We start from the raw sequence: 20,363 nt of genomic DNA on the forward strand, positions 1-20,363 counted from the left end.
CTTGATTGGAGGATTACTTGTCAGACGGCGCCGTCAGCGACGTCTGGAATCGGTTGTGCTGCAGCACCGGCATCTGCGCACGAATATTTTTCAGGCTTGCGGCGTCCACACGCACCTTCAGTGCCGCCACGGCGTCCGCGTTCTCGGCCAACACCTTGCCCCAGCCGTCGACAGCCATCGAGTGGCCCCAGGTGCGGCGGGTCGGCCCGTGGCGCCCCACCTGCGCCGGCGCCAGAATCATGCACTGGTTTTCGATCGCCCGGGCGCGCAGCAGGATTTCCCAATGCGCCTCGCCGGTCACCCGGGTAAAGGCAGCCGGCACCGAAATCAGTTCGGCGCCCTGCGCCCGCAGCGCCTGGAACAGCGCAGGGAAGCGCAGATCGTAACATATGGTCATGCCCAAACGCCCGACCGGCGTATCCACCACCGTCAGGTGCTGCCCGTGCTGGTAGGTATCCGACTCGCGGTAATGGCCGTGCGCGTCGTTGATGTCCACATCGAACATGTGCAGCTTGTCGTAGCGGGCGCGGATCTCGCCCTGCTCGTCGAACAACAGGCTGCTGGTGGTGATAAGCTCCGGGTTCTCACGGCTGACGAGCGGCATCGAGCCCACCAGCAACCACACGCCATAACGGCGCGCCAGTTCGCGCACCGCATTCTGCAGCGGACCATCGCCCTGTTTTTCCGCCTGTTGGCGATAGGCCGCGGAGTTGGCGAACAACAACGCGTTCTCCGGCGTCATGACCAGTTTTACCCCGGCATTGAGCTGCTTGATCTGCTGTTCAATCTGGGCCAGGTTATCGCGCACCTGATCGCCACTGCACAACTGCAACAACGCAACGTTAGCATTCCTCATGACGCCTTATCCTCCTTTGCCTTACGAAGTACCTCATTGATCTTCGGCTGGTCGAGATCGCCGCTGATATGGTAGCGAATCAGCGAAATCTTGCTCCACAGCGGCCCCAGCACCTGCGAGGCGGCAAATACCGCCGCGCCGACGATCGGGTTGACGACAAACGCCGTGGCCACGCCGACCGTCGCCGAAATCGCCGGCGCCACCACCGCCTCCATATCGATGCGACGGCGCGCCAGATCGATCTGGCCGCTCATGGCGATATCCGCCGCCAGGCCGTCGATCAATAGATTATCTGTATGCATTATGCCATCTTTCAGCCAGGCGGTACTGCGGATGGAATCAAAGTAGAAGCCTTTGCCGAAGGTATCGCTGAAATCGAACTGCAGCTTGCGCAGCAGGGCATCGAAACTGACCAGCCGCAGCAGCTGACCGGCACGGCCACCGCCCATACTGTCGATTTCACCCTTGCCCATCTTGACCTGCAGCGCACCGCTCAGCGTATCGACCCGTGGCTGCCACGGCGTGCCATGCCAGTACAGATCGAAATCCACGTCATAAGGCGCGCCTTTAAGCGGAATGGTGATGCCGAAGAAGGCGGCGGTTTCATCGATCTTGCCGCCAAGCAGCTTGCCTTTCAGCGAGCTGCGCTCTTCCTGCGCATTTTGTTTCCACAGGCCGGTGGCGGTCATGCGCCCTTTGCCGGTATCGACCAGGCCGTGATCCAGCGTCAGGGTATCGCCCCGATTGGTCAGATCCGCCTCGACCCTGCCGAGGTTCTGCCCCAGCACCCAGCACGATTTGCAGCGCAGCATCAACGAAGGCCAGTCGCGGAAGGAAACGTTCTCGGTCGACGGCGGCGGCGTGCCCGCCGCGTTTTTCGTCTCTGCGAACTGCGGGTTGTAATACAGGTAGTTGATATCGGCGCGCCACGGCCCGCGATCGGCCACCCGCAGGCTACCATCCACTTCGTCGCTCTTGGCGCTCACCAGGGTAGCGCCAAGCTGTTTCTCGGCCGACAGCGTCAGCTTATGCCAGGCCTGGCCGCCCAACAGCAGCTGCGGCGTGGTCAGCGCCACGGTGGTGGGGAAGCTGAAACCGCCCACCTGACCGCTGCCGCCGCCCTGTTTCAGCGCCGGTGCCAACAGCGCCAGCCACTGCTCGCCGTCCAGCGCCGGCAGGTTCAACGTCATCGACTTGCCGGCCGGCAGAGGCGGGGTGCCGCCCCCGTTGGTTTGCCAGGCGGCGCGCGCCAGGTTCACCTGTTTTTTATCGAAGTTCCATTCGCTGTTGAAGCGGTTCTGTTTGCCCGCGCTGCCGGTCAACATAAAGCCGTTCAAACCGCCTTTGACCTTGACGTTCACCGGCAGCGCCTCTCCCGACGCCTTGTCCAGTGGCGAAGGTAAGTGACTGCTCACTTTCTTCAGGTCTGCGTCAAGGCCGATATCGTAGCTGGCCGAGCCCTGATGCGGCAGCGTGATGGCCACCTGGCTCTGCCAGGATGCGCTGCCGCTGAGCGCATCGGCGGCCTCTTTCGGCAGGCCGGGGAACTTGCCCGGCTGCCAGTCTCCTTTCAGGCCGACGTTGACCTTGTAGTCACGCTCGCCTTCCTGCGTAGTGAAATTGACCGCCACCGGTTGCCCGAACCAGTTGGCCGACAGGGTATCGCTCTCCAGATTGCCATTGTCGAAGCGGAACTTGCCGCTGAGCTTCTGCAGCTCGCTTTCCAGCGGTTTTATCAGCAACGAATTGTTGTTCAGCGCCACTTCACCGGTGGCTCTGACCTGCTCGCCGTCCAGGGGGATATCGAGATGTAAGCGCCCACTGACATCACCGCCAATCTGCAGCTGATCCAGCGCCGCCCCCAGCGAATCATGCAACGGTGTCTGCATGAAGTAGTCATGTACGTCGCTGCCCGCACCCGCGACTTCGGCGTCGATCAGCAACCGCTCTTTCAGGTAATCCGGGATCACAGCGCTGATATTTTTGCCCGCCACCTTGCCCAAGCGGGTTTGCGGCGCATGCATCCACAGCCCCTCGTTGGCGAAATCGAGATCGATCGCCAAATCGGTCAGCGCCGGCCAGCCCGGTTGGAACTGGAAGGTGGCGTGACGCAGCGGTACGAAGACTTCGAACTGCCCTTCGTTTTTGCGGTACGGGAAATGCTGCGGATCGCCGGAATAAATCAGCGTGGCGTTATCCACCTGGCCGCCCTGAATGGCGCCGCCCAGGTAGTCCACCAGATGCTTGCCCATCAGCGGTTCCGGGAAATAGCGCCAGGCGTCGGCGCCGTCATACAGGCGGATGCCCGCCAGGATATTCAGCCACGGATCGCCCTTGGCCGGCTGCTGATAACGGAAATCGCCGTTGACCCACAGCGACTTCGCCTTGACGTCCAGCCCCTGACTCGCCAGCTCCCAGCCTTGATCGTTGTAACGCCAGGTCAGCGCGCCACGCGCGCTGCTGATTTCAAGCGGGGCGCGGAACATGTCGCCGTAAGGCAGGGTGCTGTCGGTGAGCCCCAGCGTCAGGCGGCCGTTCTCCACCCCGCCACTCAACGCGCCGGAGAAGTGGTTGACGCCCGGCAGCAGTTCCCAACGCTGCCAGCTGACATCGCGCCACAGCGCCTGAAAACGGCTCTTTTCCGGCTGCTTGAGCGGGATGTCCAGCGCCAGCGCTTCCATCTTCCCCTGCGGCTGCAGATCGTTCCAGCGATCGAGCACGTCCGGGCTGAGGAACGAGAAGGTCGGCAGCAGCGCCGATAGACGCTCCAACTGAAGATGGGTCGCGCGCACCCGCAGCTCTTCATTCTGCGCCGGCCCCATAAATTCGGTGTTTTCCGGCAGCCACAGCGCAGAAAGCGCGCCCTGCGGCCAGGCCTGGCCGTCGGTGCTCAACCGCAGCTGCGGCACGTCGAGCTGCCAACCGGTGCCCTGGCGGCGCAGCGACAGCGCCAGATTGTCTACGTCCAGCCGGTGCTGCGCGGCGCCGGTATTCCAGTTGGCCGCCCCCTGCTTGAGCAACGCATGGCCGCCGGCGATCTCGCCGTTTTGCACCTGCAGCCAGGCTGCCAGGCTGAAGTCTGCGCTTTCCAGCCCGGTGTTGGCGCGCAGCCAGCGGGTAAACCAGGGTTTCATGTCGATGTTATCGGCCTGCAGATAGACCGTGCCGGTGTCCAGCAGGCCCTGATTATCGCGCAGGTCCATGCGCAGCTGCACCACACCGTGCTGGCCGTTCAGCGTCGACAGGCTGATCTGCCCCTCGGCGCGGTGGCGATCGCGGCCGTTGAGCCAGGTCAGTTGGGGAATGTCGAATTCGGCGCGCGCGCCGGCGGGCGTCAGGAACGAGATACGGCTGTCGCGCAGATCGAAGTGGTCGAGCTGGCGCAGCATCAGATCGCTGATTTTACCGGGCTCAAGGCCGTCGCCCTCACGATCGCCGCCCAGCGTGGCGTTCAGATCGAGGCGGAATTGATAGAAGGTCAGATCGCGGAACTGCCAGCGCCAGTGCAGCAGCGACTGCCACACGTCCAGCGCCAGCGTCACGCGTTCGATATGCACATCGCTTTTGGGCAGCGTAACGCTCAGGTTGCGCACTTCAAGCTGTGGGCCGAACGTTTCCCAACTGCCCTGCAGGAAATCCATCTGCACAGGCACACCGGATAGCTTCTCCACCTGCGCCAGCAGTTGGGGACGATAGTCGTTCAGCTTCGGCAGCATCAGGCGCAGCCCGCTGATCAGCAGCGCCACAATCACGATTAGGGTGGCGCCTGTTGCTAACAGAATCCCAGGCAGTCGCCTCACGCAGTTCTCCTTGCTCCGCTGCCTGGCAACGGGAATATCTATGCACTGACGGGCCCGGCGTGCCGGGCCCCTACCGATGTCGGGCGGGCTACATCATGACGACGTCGAACTGCTCCTGGCTGTACAACGGTTCGATCTGCACCTTCACCTGTTTGCCGACGAAGATCTCCACTTCGGCCAGCGCATGCGACTCTTCGCTCTTCAGCGCTTCGCCAACCGCTGCGGAGGCGTACACCAGGAAGCGATCGGAATCGTAAGCATGGTGCACGCGTACAATCTCGCGCAGGATCTCGTAGCACACGGTTTCCACCGTTTTCACGGTGCCGCGCCCATTGCAAGTAGGACAATCGTGACAGAGCACATGTTCAATGCTTTCACGCGTGCGTTTACGCGTCATTTCAACTAAGCCTAGCTGAGAGAAGCCGTTGATCGTGGTTTTTACCCGATCTTTACTCAATGCCTGCTCCAGCGAGTGCAGCACCCGGCGGCGATGCTCTTCGTTGTTCATATCGATAAAGTCGATGATGATAATGCCGCCCAGGTTGCGCAGCCGCAGCTGGCGCGCGATGGCCTGCGTCGCCTCGATGTTGGTATTGAAGATGGTTTCGTCGAGGTTGCGGTGGCCGACGAAGGCGCCGGTATTGATATCGACGGTGGTCATCGCCTCGGTCTGATCGATGATCAGATAGCCACCGGACTTTAGCTCAACCTTGCGCTCCAGCGCGCGCTGGATTTCGTTTTCCACGTCGTACAGATCGAAAATTGGCTGGCTGCCGGTGTAGAGTTCGAGCTTGTTGGTAATGTCCGGGATGTACTCGCCGGTAAACTCCACCAACAGATCGTGCGTCAGCCGCGAATCGACGCGAATGCGATCCAGCGCCGCGCCGGCGAAATCGCGCAAGATGCGCTGCGCCAGCGCCAGCTCGCCGTACAGCTTGTATTTGCTCTGGTTGCGCTTCTTGCGCTCCATCACCTTGGTCCACAGGCGTTTGAGGAACGCGGCATCCTGCGCCAGCTCTTCCTCGCCGATGCCTTCCGCCGCGGTGCGGATAATAAAGCCGCCCAGCTCGTCGCAGTGCGGCGCAACGATGGACTTCAGGCGCTCGCGCTCGGCTTCGCTGTCGATGCGCTGCGAAACGCCGACGTGCGCCGCGCCCGGCATGAAGACCAGATAGCGCGAAGGCAGCGTGATATCCGTGGTCAGACGCGCGCCCTTGGTCCCGAGCGGATCTTTCACCACCTGCACCATCAGGTCTTGCCCCTGGCGCACCAGCTCGGCGATGTCGCGCACGTGGAAGTTTTTCCGCTCGTCGCCGGCGACGCATTCGGTATGCGGCATGATGTCGGAGGCGTGCAGGAAGGCGGCCTTGTCCAGGCCGATGTCGACGAACGCCGCCTGCATCCCCGGCAGGACGCGGCTGACGCGCCCTTTATAGATATTGCCGACGATGCCGCGTTTGGATTCGCGTTCGATATGAATCTCTTGCAGAATGCCGCCATCGATATAGGCGACCCGCGTTTCAGACGGTGTGATATTAACCAGTAGCTCAGCTGTCATGCCTTCTCCTCAGAGCCGGTCGATAATGGCAGCGCCCATCAACCGGTTCTTACATCACGTAATGCGACAAAATTACTGAGCAGCTCATGTGTTTCGACCAGCGGCAGACCGACCACCGCGTGATAACTCCCGGTTATCGTTCTGACGAAACAACCACCCTTTCCTTGAATTCCATAGGCGCCCGCTTTATCCATCGGTTCGCCCGTAGCAATATAGTCGCGGATATCCTGTTGTGACAGGCTGCGGAACGTCACGTCGGTCACCACCAGCTGGCAGCGCACGTCGTGGCGATCGGCGATCGCCACCGCCGTCATCACCTGATGCTGTTTGCCCGACAGAGCCGCCAGCATGTCCGCCGCATGGGCTTCGTCGCGCGGCTTCTCCAGCACCCGGCCGTTGAGCACCACGATGGTGTCTGCGCCCAGCACCGGCCGATCTTCCTGCGCCAGCGCCACGCCCGCCTTGGCCTTGTCCTGCGCCAGACGGCGCACATAGGCCTCTGCGGCTTCGCCTTCCCGGCGCTGCTCTTCGGTATGCGTCAGCAGAATGTCAAACGACACGCCCAACAGGGTCAACAGTTCACGTCGACGTGGGGAGCCGGAGGCCAGATAAAGCGAAGTCATTGATATACCCTTACTGTACGGCGAACTGACGGCGGATTTTGCGCATCAACAGGAATAACCACGGCCACAAAATGCCGTTTACCACACTACTCCAGAATACCTCTGGGCGGAAAGAGACGTTGATCACTAAAAACTCAGCCCAGAACACCACCACATCCATCGACAGCGACAGCAGCACGACGATCAGCGCCTGTTGCCACAGCGCCATATTGCGGAACAGTTGGAATTTGAACGCCACCAGATAGGCGATGATGCCCAGCGCCAGCGCGCGTACGCCCAGCGTAGAGCCGAGGATCAGATCCATAATCAACCCCAGCACGAAGCCGGTACCGACGTTGACACGATGCGGCAAGGCCATTACCCAGTAGATCAGGATCAGCACCAGCCAGGAAGGCCGGAACATGTAGATCTGCTCCGGCCACGGCATGATTTGCAGCACCAACGCCACCAGGAACGACAGCCAGATGATCCAGCGCCCGTGGCTGCGGTAACTGTTCATTGCACCACTCCCGCCGCGGCAGGCTGAGCCGATGGCGTAGCGCCGGCGGGTTGCGGCGCCACGCCGGTGGCCGGTGCGGGCAGCTGCGGCCCAACGGAACCGGCAGGCGGCAACACCTGCGGCATCATCTGCATCAGGCGCTCATTGGCGACGCGGTGCACTTCGTCCGGCGGCAGCGGCATGTCGCCGTTGCGATCGGCGCCCCACAGCAGCAGCAGGTAGCGCAAGCGCTGCAGACCGGCGGTCGGCCGCGCCTGAATCACGGTGTAAGCGCGCTGATTGTCGACCTTGACCGAGGAAACGACCGCCACCGGATAGCCTTCCGGGAAGCGGCCGCCGAGGCCGGAGGTCACCAGCACGTCGCCAACGCGGATATCGGTGTTGTTCGGCAGATGCTCCAGTTGCAGATCGTCGGCGCAGCCGCTGCCCGCGGCGATCACTCGAATATCGTTACGCAGCACCTGAATCGGCAGCGCGTGCGAGGCGTCGCAGATCAGCAGCACGCGGCTGGTGACTTTCGCCACCGCCACCACCTGGCCAACCACGCCCTTGTCGCTGATCACCGGCTGGCCTTCATAGACGCCGTTGTCCGACCCTTTGTCGATAACGACCTGATCGCTGTAAGGATCGGAGCCGGTGGAGATCACCTGGGTGACCATCTTGTGTTCGTCCTGGCGCAGCGGAGAACCCAGCAGCTCGCGCAAGCGGGCGTTTTCCTGCTTGAATTGGCCAAGAAGAAGAATATCGCTGTTTTTCAGCAGCAGTTCCTGCCGCAGAGCGCGGTTTTCCAGCTCCAGCTGTTGGCGGGTGGCCAGCGTCTCTGACACGCTGTCCAAAACTTTACGTGGCCCGTTGGCCAGAAAATAGAAAGGGCTGACTGCGGTGTCCATGTAGTTGCGTATCTTCACGAACGTGCCGAGCCGGCTGTCGGCAACGATCAGGCCAATGGCCGCAATCACCGCCAAAAAAAGTCGCAGTTGCAGGGAAGGCCCCCTGCTAAAAATCGGCTTCATAAATTATGCGAGTTCCTCGACAACAGAAAGAGGAACCGTACCCGATTTTCGCTGTGCGCATTCATCCGATACGATTCCTCCTTCCTGGGGCTGACTATTCTTCGCTGAACAAATCGCCGCCGTGCATGTCGATCATTTCCAACGCCTTGCCGCCACCGCGCGCCACGCAGGTCAGCGGATCTTCCGCCACCACGACCGGAATGCCGGTTTCTTCCATCAGCAGGCGATCGAGGTTGCGCAGCAGCGCGCCGCCGCCGGTCAATACCATGCCGCGTTCGGAAATGTCGGAGGCCAATTCTGGCGGGCACTGCTCCAGCGCAACCATCACCGCGCTGACGATACCGGTCAGCGGCTCTTGCAGGGCTTCGAGGATTTCATTGGAGTTCAGGGTAAAGCCGCGCGGTACGCCTTCAGCCAGGTTACGGCCGCGCACTTCGATTTCGCGCACTTCGTCGCCCGGGTAGGCAGAACCGATTTCGTGCTTGATGCGCTCTGCGGTGGCTTCGCCGATCAGCGAGCCGTAGTTGCGGCGCACATAATTGATGATGGCTTCATCGAAGCGGTCACCGCCGATGCGCACGGAAGAAGAGTACACCACGCCGTTCAGCGAGATCACCGCCACTTCAGTGGTACCGCCACCGATATCCACCACCATGGAGCCAGTCGCTTCGGAGACCGGCAGACCTGCGCCGATCGCCGCCGCCATCGGCTCTTCAATCAGGAACACTTCACGCGCGCCGGCCCCTTGGGCGGACTCGCGGATAGCGCGGCGTTCAACCTGGGTCGCGCCGACCGGCACACAGACCAGCACGCGCGGGCTTGGGCGCATAAAGCTGTTGCTGTGAACCTGTTTGATAAAGTGCTGCAGCATTTTTTCAGTCACGAAGAAATCGGCGATCACGCCGTCTTTCATCGGGCGAATAGCCGCGATGTTGCCGGGGGTGCGGCCCAGCATCTGTTTGGCGTCATGACCGACGGCCGCGACGCTCTTTGGGGAGCCGGCACGATCCTGACGAATGGCAACCACCGAAGGTTCATTCAGTACGATGCCTTGCCCTTTAACATAAATCAGGGTATTGGCGGTACCCAAGTCGATGGACAAGTCGTTGGAAAACATGCCACGAAATTTCTTAAACATAACGAAAGGATAATCCTGCAAGCTGGGGGCGGAAAATAAAATCCGCCTACTTTACCAACCACACGAAGCAGCGACAAGGCGCAAAAACGTTCTACTTCGGTGAAAAATAGTCTGTATTGTTTCTGCTCGAATGCACGGAAATTGGATGAGGCCTGAATTCCCTGAACAAAGGCTCAGTTTACCACCCTGTCAACGCACGAAACGGCGTAACACAGCTCATAAAATCTAACATATTCCCTGATTGCCGCCGATGGTAAGCACCTACCAACGCCAACCAGATAAAAGCTGACAAGAGCCTATCTCAAATAGGCGTCGTTGTCGCAGGCAGATTGGAGAAAACTCCAAAATGACGGGTGACATGGCCCAGATGGATCCGGCGCTCATTCTACGTCAATTTTTGTCCGGCAATCAGCTTAAACACGATAACGACGTGAATATTTTTTACGCCCCGCGTCGATAGGTTCCGGCGATGCGAAAAAGTCGCCCTGCCCGCCGTGGATCCCCCGCTCTTTCAGCGTCTGCCATTCGTTGCGCGTACGTACGCTGGCCGCGAACACCTGAGCACGCGTGCCCGCGCAGGCGCCGGTCAGGCTCTGCACGAACAGCTGGTTTTCGTCCCGCTTATCGATGCTCCGCACCAGCCCCGGGTGGAGCTTGACGATCTCCACCTGCAGCGACTTGATATAGGACGTACTGACCACGGTTAAACCCGCTTTGGACACCGCGAGACGGCAGCCCAGCCCTGACAACAGCCTCAGCACCGGACGCAAACGGTCGATATGTTGACACACATCTGCCTCCGCAAGTTCAATCAGAATTCGCCGACGTTGGCTTTTTTCGCATTGCAACAGCGTATCGCGCAGCCAGCGCTGGAAAGAGCGCTGCAAAATCGAGTCCACGCACAGCGGAAACGCCAGCGTTTCCTCGGGCCACTGCGCCAACAAGGGAATGATGCGGCTCACCTGTTGGCGATCGTAACTCTCCGCCAACCCCAACTGCTGCACCAGCGGCATATATTCCGCCGGCAGCAATTCCTGGGTGCCGTCATAGATCCGGCTCATGATCTCACGATGGTGCACCTCGCCTTCCACGGTCACCGCCGGTTTCTGATACAGCCGCGGGCCGCCGCGCGCCAGCACCTGTTCCAGCAGCGTGCGCCACTTGACGCTGCCGCGCCCCTTTTCCGGCACCTGGCTGTCGTACACATACCACCCGTTTTCGCCCTGCAGCGTAGCGTGGCGCGTCGCCTGCTCCGCATAGTCGATTACCTGCTCGGTGGTTTGACCGCTGCGGTACGCCACGATGCCGATGTGCAGGAAGGCCTCGCGATCGATCAGCGCCGTGGAAGGCAAGGCATCGATGGCGTTGACCAGCTGTGAAGCGATGCCGTCGGCTTCCTTCAGGGTTCGATGCGGCAACAGCACGGTAAAATCGCTGTGGAAGTAGCGCGCCAGCAGCGCCGACGGGTAGCGCATCACGAAGGTAGACAGCAGGTTGACCAGCGAATACATCAGCTCTTGCACCGCCATGCTGCCGTGCGTCTCGCGCAGGGTCTCGAAGTCGGGCAGCCGCACCATCATCACGATGCCGTGCGAGCCTTCATCTTCCAACTGAGTGGTCAATTGATTATCGAAAAACAGGCGATTATTCAGCCCGGTTTTGGCATCCTGCGCGGCGAAGGCGCGGATCAGCGTATCGACCCGGCTGCGCTCTTCCCGCGCTTCCGCCAGATCGGCCAGCAGGCGGTCGAGCGCGCCGCTGACGTTGGCTGGCCACTCACGCACGTCGCCCTGCATGACGTTTTCACGCTCGCCGTTCAGAATGCGCCGCGCACGGCGTTCCAGACGATCTTCGCCGTCGGCCTGCTCACGCAGCCAGCGCAGGCTGAACAGCAAAACCACCACCATGACGACGATCGACAGCGTGACGGCGGCGGTGGATTGCAGCGTGCGCACGTCGCTGGCGAAGGGATCGAGGTAGGTGATGTGCAGCGTACTGCCCGGGTGCTGCAACAGAGTTCGCGAGACCTGACGATAGCCATTCAGCGCATCCCAGGGCTCTTTTTTCAGCGTCGGCAATTTATAGTCGAGGAGCTTGCTGGTACCGGCCTCTACGCGGATCGACACAATGCCGAGCGGACGCATGACAATCGGCAACCATTTCTCCTGATCGCGCGGCGATTCCTGCAACATGGCTTGATCGAGAGAGGTGACCAGCGAATCAAAGCGGCGCTCCTGGCGATCCTGGGTAACGTAAAAGAAGCTGTATGAGCATCCCATCAGCATCAAAAACATCGCCAGCGCGACCAACAGAGTGATCAATGCAGAGAGTTTGGTGGTAAATCGCATCCCTGTGCCTTGTCCGCTATGGTTAAGTGAGTGTTCACCCTTTAGCTAAAAGGGGCCGTCCAACCCTAACAAGCCTTGCCGAGGAATTAAACCTGCAAGCGCCGTTTTTGTCCTTTATCAGGACTTGGGCCGCTTATTATGCATATAGTCAAATAAATGTGATTCAGCCATTGATAGAAAAGTGTAAACGAGAGGAAGAGTGACATGCGTGCACTGTTATTGGAACAACAAGACGACCAAACTCTGGCTCATATCAAAGATATCGGCAGCGATCGGTTGCCGGAAGGCGATGTCACCGTCGACATCAACTGGTCAAGCCTGAACTATAAAGATGCGCTGGCGATCACCGGCAAAGGCAAGATCGTGCGCAACTTCCCGATGGTGCCGGGCATCGACTTCGCCGGCACCGTGCGCCACAGCCGCGACGATCGCTTCAAAGAGGGGCAAAGCGTGGTGCTCACCGGTTGGGGCGTGGGCGAACACCATTGGGGCGGCCTGGCCGAGCAGGCGCGCGTCTCCGGTGAGTGGCTGGTGCCGCTGCCGAACGGCCTGGATGAGCGCAAGGCGATGATCATCGGCACCGCCGGCTTTACCGCCATGCTGTGCGTGATGGCGCTGGAAGAAGGCGGCGTACACCCGGACGACGGCGATATCCTGGTCACCGGCGCCAGCGGCGGCGTGGGCAGCACCGCCATCGCCCTGCTGGCGGCGCTGGGTTACCGGGTGACCGCCATCAGCGGCCGCGACAGCAATACCGAGTACCTGAAAGCGCTCGGCGCCAAAGAGGTCATGTCGCGCGATGGCTATATCGACACGCCGCGTCCGCTGGAGAAACAGCTGTGGGCCGGCGCGGTGGACACCGTCGGCGACAAACTGCTGGCGCGGGTGCTGGCGCAGATGAACTATAACGGCACCGTCGCCGCCTGCGGCCTGGCGGGCGGTTATCAACTGCCGACCACCGTGATGCCGTTCATTCTGCGCAACGTGCGCCTGCAGGGCGTGGATTCGGTGCATACGCCGCTGCACCGCCGCCAAACCGCCTGGGAACGGCTGGCCGGCATTCTGCCGGACAGCTTCTATCAGCAGGCCACGCATGAAATCGCCCTCGAGCAGGCGCCGGCCACCGCCGCCGCGCTGCTGAACAACCAAATCACCGGCCGCACCCTGGTGAAAATCCGCTGACCTTCTCCCCCCGGCAACGGGGGGTTCGCCCGCATCTGCGAAATTTCATATTTTCCCGCGTCCCCTCGCTTCCGGCCGGCTTTAGCGCCATGCTTATTTCATAAAGCCCCGTTAACCGCTCGCGGGCGGCGGGCATCAGTCGCGGAGAACATAAGCATGAACAAACACCCGAAATTAACCGAGGCCGACGTCACGCCGGAGAGCGTGTTCCACCAGCGGCGCAAGGTGCTGCAGGCGCTCGGCATCACCGCCGCCACGCTGGCGCTGCCTACCGGCGCGCAGGCGGACCTGCTGTCGTGGTTCAAGGGCAACGATCGCCCCAAGGCGCCGCCGGGCAAAGCGCTGGAATTCAGCAAACCGGCCGCCTGGCAGGCGCAGTTGGCAATGACGCCGGAAGACAAGGTCACCGGCTACAACAACTTCTATGAATTCGGCCTCGACAAAGCCGATCCGGCCGCCAACGCCGGCGGGCTCAAGACCGAAGGTTGGAAAGTGCGCATCGACGGCGAGGTGGCGAAGCCGATCACGCTGGACATCGACGATCTGATGAAGCGTTTCCCGCTGGAACAGCGCATTTACCGCATGCGCTGTGTCGAGGCCTGGTCGATGGTGGTGCCGTGGATCGGTTTCGAACTGGGCAAGCTGCTCAAGCTGGCCGAACCGAACAGCAACGCGCGCTACGTGGCCTTCCAGACGCTGTACGATCCGGAACAGATGCCCGGCCAGAAAGATCGCTTTATCGGCGGCGGCCTGAAATATCCCTATGTCGAAGGGCTGCGGTTGGACGAGGCGATGCATCCGCTGGCGCTGCTGACCGTCGGCGTGTACGGCAAAACCCTGCCGCCGCAAAACGGCGCGCCGCTGCGGCTGATTACGCCGTGGAAATACGGCTTCAAAGGCATCAAGTCGATCGTACATATCCGTTTGGTGCGCGATCAGCCGCCGACCACCTGGAACCAATCTGCGCCGAACGAGTACGGTTTTTACGCCAACGTGAATCCGCACGTCGATCACCCGCGCTGGTCGCAGGCCACCGAGCGTTTCATCGGCGCCGGCGGCATACTCGACGTCAAACGCCAACCGACTCTGCTGTTTAACGGCTATGCCGATCAGGTGGCGTCGCTGTATCACGGCATGGACCTGCGGGAGAATTTCTAAGTGCGCCTGACGCCTGTTCATATCAAATGGCTGAAAGCCGCCCTGCATCTGGCGGCGTTTTTGCCCTTTCTCTGGCTGGTGTTGGCGGTGGATCAGGGCTGGTTCAGCGCCGATCCGTCCAAGGACATCCAGCATTTTACCGGCAGGATGACGCTGAAACTGCTGCTGGCCACGCTGGCTATCGCCCCGCTGGCGCGCTATGCCCGTCAGCCGCTGCTGATCCGCTGTCGCCGTCTGGTGGGGCTGTGGTGCTTTGCCTGGGGCACGCTGCACCTGATAAGCTACTCCACGCTGGAGCTGGGGCTGAGCAATCTCGGCCTGCTGGGCAGCGAGCTGGTGAACCGCCCTTATCTGACGCTCGGCATCCTCACCTGGCTGATCCTGCTGGCGCTGGCGGCCACGTCAACGCTGTGGGCAATGCGCAAGCTGGGGGCCAAATGGCAAACGTTGCACAACTTCGTCTATCTGGCGGCGATCCTCGCCCCCATCCACTACCTGTGGTCGGTCAAAACATTCTCCCCCCAGCCGTTCATTTACGCGCTGTTGGCGGTGGCGCTGTTGGGCCTGCGTTACAAGAAATTCCGCGCCTGGTGGCGCTGAATCGCGCGGCGGTGCGCGTTATTGGCGCGGAAAAACGCGCGCCGCCGGCGGGAACTTTTTCTGTGTTCCAGCGCTCATATTCCTGTCACGGATCCCCCAGTTCCTCGATTTGGGGTTGAATATCTTCGCTGATAAGACCAGTATTTAGCTGCGAATTGCTACGATATCGTTATAATGCCCGACCTTGTTTCTGTTCTCAGGGTGAATTTGCCCCTTAACAGGTGACAAATCGGTAACATCGGGTTATTTTCTACGATGATGGTTTTATTGCCGGAGATACCAGCACAATGGCGGATAAGTTTCACATTTTGCTTCTGAACGGCCCCAATCTCAATCTGCTGGGGACGCGTGAGCCGGAGAAGTACGGCAGCACGACGCTGACAGAGATTGTTAACGGATTGGAAAACCAGGCATCCGCATTGGATATTACCCTGAGCCATCTGCAATCCAACGCCGAGCATCAGCTGATCGATCGCATTCATCAGGCGCGCGGCAACACCGATTTCATTCTGATAAACCCGGCGGCGTTCACGCATACCAGCGTGGCGCTGCGCGATGCGTTGCTGGCGGTGCAGATCCCGTTCATCGAGATCCACCTGTCCAACGTGCACGCCCGCGAACCTTTCCGCCATCACTCTTATCTCTCAGACGTAGCGGTAGGCGTGATTTGCGGCCTCGGCGCGGATGGCTACGCTTTCGCTTTACAGGCAGCGGTTAACCGTCTGTCGAAAACCCACTAATTGCTCCACAAAAAGAGTACGGAATCACACTCATGGATATTCGTAAAATCAAGAAACTGATCGAACTGGTTGAAGAATCAGGTATTTCTGAACTGGAAATCTCTGAAGGCGAAGAATCGGTTCGCATCAGCCGTGCCGCACCGGCGCAGGCTTATCCCGTCATGCAGCAGGCTTACGCGATGCCGGCACAGCAGCAGCCAGCCCTGGCTACCGCCGTTGCCACCGCGCCTGCGGCAGAAACCCCTGCAGCACCGGCGGCCGTGAGTGGCCATGTCGTTCGTTCCCCAATGGTAGGCACCTTCTACCGCACCCCAAGCCCGGACGCGAAAGCCTTCGTGGAAGTGGGCCAGAAAGTGAACGCCGGCGATACCCTGTGCATCGTTGAAGCCATGAAAATGATGAACCAGATCGAAGCGGACAAGTCCGGCGTCGTGAAAGCCATCCTGGTGGAAAACGGCCAGCCGGTCGAATATGACGAGCCGCTGGTCGTCATCGAATAACGAGGCGCCCCCATGCTTGATAAAATTGTTATCGCCAACCGCGGCGAGATCGCGCTTCGCATCCTGCGTGCCTGTAAAGAATTGGGCATCAAGACCGTTGCGGTTCACTCCGCGGCCGACCGCGATCTGAAACACGTTCTGCTGGCCGACGAGACCGTCTGCATCGGTCCTGCGCCATCGGTAAAAAGCTACCTGAACATCCCGGCCATCATCTCGGCGGCGGAAATCACCGGCGCCGTGGCGATCCACCCGGGCTACGGCTTCCTGTCGGAGAACGCCGACTTCGCCGAGCAGGTTGAACGCTCCGGCTTCATCTTCATCGGCCCGAGAGCCGAAACCATCCGCCTGATGGGCGACAAGGTTTCCGCGATCAACGCCATGAAAAAAGCCGGCGTGCCCTGCGTACCGGGCTCCGACGGCCCGCTGACCGACGACATGGATAAAAACCGTGCCTTCGCCAAGCGCATCGGTTATCCGGTGATCATCAAGGCCTCCGGCGGCGGCGGCGGTCGCGGCATGCGCGTCGTGCGCAGCGACAAAGACCTTGAGCAGTCCATCAACATGACGAAAGCGGAAGCCAAAGCGGCTTTCAACAACGACATGGTGTACATGGAAAAATACCTGGAGAATCCGCGCCACATCGAGATTCAGGTATTGGCCGACGGCCAGGGCAACGCCATCTATCTGGCCGAGCGCGACTGCTCCATGCAGCGCCGCCACCAGAAAGTGGTCGAAGAAGCGCCGGCGCCGGGCATCACCAGCGAAATGCGCCGCTACATCGGCGAGCGCTGCTCGAAAGCCTGTGTGGAAATCGGCTACCGCGGTGCGGGCACCTTCGAGTTCCTGTATGAAAACGGCGAGTTCTATTTCATCGAAATGAACACCCGTATTCAGGTAGAACACCCGGTTACCGAAATGATCACCGGCGTGGATCTGATCAAAGAGCAGCTGCGCATCGCTGCCGGTCAGCCGCTGTCGATCAAACAGGAAGAAGTGAAGATCCACGGCCACGCGGTAGAATGCCGCATCAACGCCGAAGATCCGAACACCTTCCTGCCGAGCCCGGGCAAGATCACCCGCTTCCACGCGCCAGGCGGTTTCGGCGTGCGTTGGGAATCTCATATCTACGCCGGTTATACCGTACCGCCGTACTATGACTCCATGATCGGCAAACTGATCACCTTCGGCGAAAACCGTGACGTGGCGATAGCCCGCATGAAAAACGCCTTGGCTGAACTGATCATCGACGGCATCAAAACCAACGTTGAGCTGCAGCAGAAGATCATGAACGACGAAAACTTCCAGCACGGTGGCACCAACATCCACTATCTGGAGAAGAAGCTGGGTCTGCAGGAAACCTAAGGCAGCCACGCAGCATCGTCTGACGAAAGGCCGGTTAATCACCGGCCTTTTTCTTTGGCGCTGCGCCAGTAACGGCTTGGCAAAACGCCGTCATGCCGTAAAATTCCCTACCTTTGATGAATCCATCACCGTAAACCTATGGGAGACACGGATGGACAAACGCTTTATTCAGGCGCACCGCGAAGCGCGCTGGGCGCTGGGGCTGACGCTGCTCTACCTGCTGGCCTGGGGGCTGGCGGCCTACCTGCCGGACAGCGCCATCGGCGTCACCGGCCTGCCGCACTGGTTCGAAATGGCCTGCCTGCTGGTCCCGCTGCTGTTCACCGGCCTGTGCTGGCTGATGGTGCGCACGGTGTTCCGCGACATTTCGCTGGAGGACAGCGATGCAAACTGAAGTGATCCTGCCGCTGGTCGCCTACCTGTTGCTGGTATTCGGCCTGTCGGTGTATGCCTACAGCCGCCGCCAGAGCGGGAATTTCCTCAGCGAATACTTTCTCGGCAACCGCTCGATGGGCGGCTTTGTGCTGGCGATGACCTTGACCGCCACCTACATCAGCGCCAGTTCGTTTATCGGCGGCCCCGGCGCCGCCTATAAATACGGCCTGGGCTGGGTGCTGCTGGCGATGATCCAGCTACCGGCGGTGTGGCTGTCGCTCGGCGTGCTGGGCAAGAAATTCGCCATCCTGGCGCGGCGCTACAACGCCATCACCCTCAATGACATGCTGTATGGCCGCTACCAGAGCCGCCTGCTGGTGTGGCTGGCCAGCCTCAGTCTGCTGGTGGCGTTCCTCGGCGCCATGACGGTGCAGTTTATCGGTGGCGCCCGCCTGCTGGAGACCGCCGCCGGCATTCCCTACGACACCGGCCTGCTGATCTTCGGCATCAGCATCGCGCTGTACACCGCCTTCGGCGGCTTCCGCGCCAGCGTGCTGAACGACGCCATGCAGGGGCTGGTGATGCTGCTCGGCACCGTGCTGCTGCTGGTGGCGGTGATCCACGCCGCCGGCGGATTGGACAGCGCGGTGAACAAGCTGCAGCAGATCGATCCGGCGCTGGTGTCGCCGCAGGGCGGCGATCAAATCCTCAGCCTGCCGTTTATGGCGTCGTTCTGGATCCTGGTGTGCTTCGGGGTGATCGGCCTGCCGCACACCGCCGTGCGCTGCATCTCTTACAAAGACAGCAAGGCGGTGCATCGCGGCATTCTGCTCGGCACCGTGGTGGTGGCGGTGCTGATGTTCGGCATGCACCTGGCCGGCGCGCTCGGCCGCGCGGTCTTGCCGGACCTCAAGATCCCCGATCAGGTGATCCCGACGCTGATGATCACCGTGCTGCCGCCGTACGCCGCCGGGATCTTTTTGGCGGCGCCGATGGCGGCGATCATGTCGACCATCAACGCCCAGCTGCTGCAATCCTCCGCCACCATCATCAAGGATCTCTATCTGGGCGTACGCCCACAGCAGATCCACAACGAGCGGTTGATCAAGCGCTTCTCCAGCCTGACCACGCTGATCCTCGGTCTGCTGGTGCTGCTGGCGGCCTGGCGGCCGCCAGAGATGATCATCTGGCTCAACCTGCTGGCTTTCGGCGGGTTGGAGGCGGTCTTCCTGTGGCCGCTGGTGCTGGGCCTGTATTGGGAACGCGCCAATGCTCAGGGAGCGCTTAGCTCAATGGTGTCGGGTGCGGTATGCTATACGCTATTGGCCAGCTTCAACCTGCAACCGGCGGGGCTGCATCCTATCGTGCCTTCGCTGTTGCTCAGCCTGTTGGCGTTTTATCTCGGTAACGTCGTCGGCGAAAAGCGCCGGGCGGCGTCATCATTACCCTCTTAAAGAGAATTGCTATGCCTTGGATCCAACTCAAACTGAACACCACCGGCAGCCAGGCGGAAGACCTGAGCGACGCGCTGGTGGAAAGCGGCGCCGTGTCGGTGACCTTCCAGGACACCCACGACAACCCGGTGTTCGAACCGCTGCCGGGTGAAACCCTGCTGTGGGGCGATACCGACGTGATCGGCCTGTACGACGCCGAAACCGATATGGCCGAGGTGGTGGCGATGCTGGAACAGCACCCGCTGCTGGGCGCCGGTTTCCGCCACAAGATAGAACAGCTGGAAGACAAGGACTGGGAGCGCGAGTGGATGGACAACTTCCACCCGATGCGCTTCGGTGAGCGCTTGTGGATCTGCCCGAGCTGGCGCGACGTTCCCGATCCCGACGCGGTTAACGTGATGCTCGATCCGGGCCTGGCGTTCGGCACCGGCACCCACCCGACCACCGCGCTGTGTCTGCAGTGGCTGGACGGCCTCGATTTGGCGGGCAAAACCGTCATCGACTTCGGCTGCGGTTCCGGCATCCTGGCGATCGCCGCGCTGAAGCTGGGTGCGGCGCGCGCTATCGGCATCGACATCGATCCCCAGGCCATTCAGGCCAGCCGCGATAACGCACAGCGTAACGGCGTTTCAGAGCGTCTGGAGCTGTATCTGCCGAAAGACCAGCCGGCGGACCTGCTGGCGGACGTGGTGGTCGCCAACATCCTCGCCGGCCCGCTGCGCGAGCTGGCGCCGCTGATTGGTTGCCTGCCGAAGGCCGGCGGTCATCTGGGGCTGTCCGGCGTGCTGGCCAGCCAGGCGAGCAGCGTAGCGGAAGCCTACGAAGAGAAGTTCACGCTCGATCCGGTCGCCGAGCGCGAAGAGTGGTGCCGTATCACCGGCCGCCGCAAGTAAGCGTCACGGTCTATTGCCTCCTCATCCACCGGCCCTGCGCCGGTGGATTTTTTTTGTCCGGCGATCGCCAGACGGACGAGACAAAATTTTATGCAATTTTTTGCCGTTCAACGACGGATCGCCCTGACAATGCGCCTTCCAGGCAGGCTATACCAGCAAAAATAGCGGGCGAATGCAGATAATATTCTGCACAAAGGCGAATATTTTGCCGCACACAAAATAAGCACTTTTCGTCAACTTATTGTAAAATATATATAATATTTT

At 60.8% G+C, this 20,363-nt stretch carries 17 protein-coding genes; 9 read left to right on the forward strand and 8 right to left on the reverse strand.

What is annotated here, in order from left to right; all coding sequences use genetic code 11:
* Positions 1 to 13 precede the first annotated feature (13 nt).
* From nit1 to csrD, 8 genes are all read right to left on the reverse strand, one after another.
* The gene (nit1, locus tag ACSJLU_RS22210; RefSeq protein WP_038629939.1) at positions 14 to 856 is read right to left on the reverse strand and encodes a deaminated glutathione amidase; all 843 of its coding nucleotides are present in this window, start codon (positions 854 to 856) and stop codon (positions 14 to 16) included.
* Positions 853 to 4,656, reverse strand: coding sequence for an AsmA2 domain-containing protein YhdP (yhdP, locus tag ACSJLU_RS22215; protein WP_281041842.1), 3,804 nt, complete (start codon positions 4,654 to 4,656; stop codon positions 853 to 855). The genes nit1 and yhdP overlap by 4 nt, the downstream gene beginning before the upstream one ends.
* An 88-nt stretch (positions 4,657 to 4,744) precedes the next feature.
* The gene (gene rng, locus ACSJLU_RS22220) at positions 4,745 to 6,214 is read right to left on the reverse strand and encodes a ribonuclease G (protein WP_342096550.1); all 1,470 of its coding nucleotides are present in this window, start codon (positions 6,212 to 6,214) and stop codon (positions 4,745 to 4,747) included.
* Positions 6,215 to 6,252: 38 nt separating this feature from the next.
* Positions 6,253 to 6,837, reverse strand: a complete 585-nt coding sequence (locus ACSJLU_RS22225; RefSeq protein WP_004936921.1) for a Maf family protein — start codon at positions 6,835 to 6,837, stop codon at positions 6,253 to 6,255.
* Between the two features lie 10 nt (positions 6,838 to 6,847).
* Positions 6,848 to 7,336, reverse strand: coding sequence for a rod shape-determining protein MreD (gene mreD / locus ACSJLU_RS22230; protein ID WP_004936918.1), 489 nt, complete (start codon positions 7,334 to 7,336; stop codon positions 6,848 to 6,850).
* On the reverse strand, positions 7,333 to 8,349 hold the full coding sequence (mreC, locus tag ACSJLU_RS22235; RefSeq protein ID WP_025304420.1) for a rod shape-determining protein MreC: 1,017 nt from the start codon (positions 8,347 to 8,349) through the stop codon (positions 7,333 to 7,335). Before mreC ends, mreD begins: the two co-directional genes overlap by 4 nt.
* 94 nt (positions 8,350 to 8,443) lie before the next feature.
* A complete protein-coding gene (gene mreB / locus ACSJLU_RS22240) occupies positions 8,444 to 9,487 on the reverse strand; it encodes a rod shape-determining protein MreB (RefSeq protein WP_003855260.1) in 1,044 nt (347 codons plus the stop codon).
* Positions 9,488 to 9,900: 413 nt separating this feature from the next.
* A complete protein-coding gene (csrD, locus tag ACSJLU_RS22245; RefSeq protein WP_025304421.1) occupies positions 9,901 to 11,835 on the reverse strand; it encodes an RNase E specificity factor CsrD in 1,935 nt (644 codons plus the stop codon).
* A gap of 204 nt (positions 11,836 to 12,039) precedes the next feature.
* Between csrD and acuI the strand changes: the two genes are divergently transcribed.
* The 9 genes from acuI (at position 12,040) to prmA (ending at position 20,099) form a co-directional block, all read left to right on the forward strand.
* Positions 12,040 to 13,017 (forward strand): acrylyl-CoA reductase (NADPH), encoded by a 978-nt coding sequence (gene acuI / locus ACSJLU_RS22250; protein WP_004936902.1) that lies wholly within the window; start codon positions 12,040 to 12,042, stop codon positions 13,015 to 13,017.
* Positions 13,018 to 13,173: 156 nt separating this feature from the next.
* Complete coding sequence (msrP, locus tag ACSJLU_RS22255; RefSeq protein ID WP_151428192.1) at positions 13,174 to 14,175, forward strand: protein-methionine-sulfoxide reductase catalytic subunit MsrP; 1,002 nt, start codon at positions 13,174 to 13,176, stop codon at positions 14,173 to 14,175.
* Complete coding sequence (gene msrQ, locus ACSJLU_RS22260; protein WP_016930241.1) at positions 14,176 to 14,775, forward strand: protein-methionine-sulfoxide reductase heme-binding subunit MsrQ; 600 nt, start codon at positions 14,176 to 14,178, stop codon at positions 14,773 to 14,775. It begins immediately after the preceding gene.
* A gap of 287 nt (positions 14,776 to 15,062) precedes the next feature.
* On the forward strand, positions 15,063 to 15,515 hold the full coding sequence (aroQ, locus tag ACSJLU_RS22265; protein ID WP_004936891.1) for a type II 3-dehydroquinate dehydratase: 453 nt from the start codon (positions 15,063 to 15,065) through the stop codon (positions 15,513 to 15,515).
* A 32-nt stretch (positions 15,516 to 15,547) separates the two neighbouring features.
* On the forward strand, positions 15,548 to 16,015 hold the full coding sequence (accB, locus tag ACSJLU_RS22270; protein WP_004936889.1) for an acetyl-CoA carboxylase biotin carboxyl carrier protein: 468 nt from the start codon (positions 15,548 to 15,550) through the stop codon (positions 16,013 to 16,015).
* 12 nt (positions 16,016 to 16,027) lie between these two features.
* Positions 16,028 to 17,377 (forward strand): acetyl-CoA carboxylase biotin carboxylase subunit, encoded by a 1,350-nt coding sequence (accC, locus tag ACSJLU_RS22275; RefSeq protein WP_019453177.1) that lies wholly within the window; start codon positions 16,028 to 16,030, stop codon positions 17,375 to 17,377.
* Positions 17,378 to 17,528: 151 nt separating this feature from the next.
* Positions 17,529 to 17,771: a YhdT family protein gene (locus tag ACSJLU_RS22280; protein ID WP_025304424.1), complete on the forward strand. Its 243-nt coding sequence runs from the start codon at positions 17,529 to 17,531 to the stop codon at positions 17,769 to 17,771.
* On the forward strand, positions 17,761 to 19,206 hold the full coding sequence (gene panF, locus ACSJLU_RS22285; RefSeq protein ID WP_084827484.1) for a sodium/pantothenate symporter: 1,446 nt from the start codon (positions 17,761 to 17,763) through the stop codon (positions 19,204 to 19,206). Before ACSJLU_RS22280 ends, panF begins: the two co-directional genes overlap by 11 nt.
* A gap of 11 nt (positions 19,207 to 19,217) precedes the next feature.
* Positions 19,218 to 20,099, forward strand: a complete 882-nt coding sequence (prmA, locus tag ACSJLU_RS22290; RefSeq protein ID WP_016930246.1) for a 50S ribosomal protein L11 methyltransferase — start codon at positions 19,218 to 19,220, stop codon at positions 20,097 to 20,099.
* Positions 20,100 to 20,363: the final 264 nt, after the last annotated feature.

Source organism: Serratia bockelmannii (assembly GCF_051803255.1).
Classification (GTDB): domain Bacteria; phylum Pseudomonadota; class Gammaproteobacteria; order Enterobacterales; family Enterobacteriaceae; genus Serratia; species Serratia bockelmannii.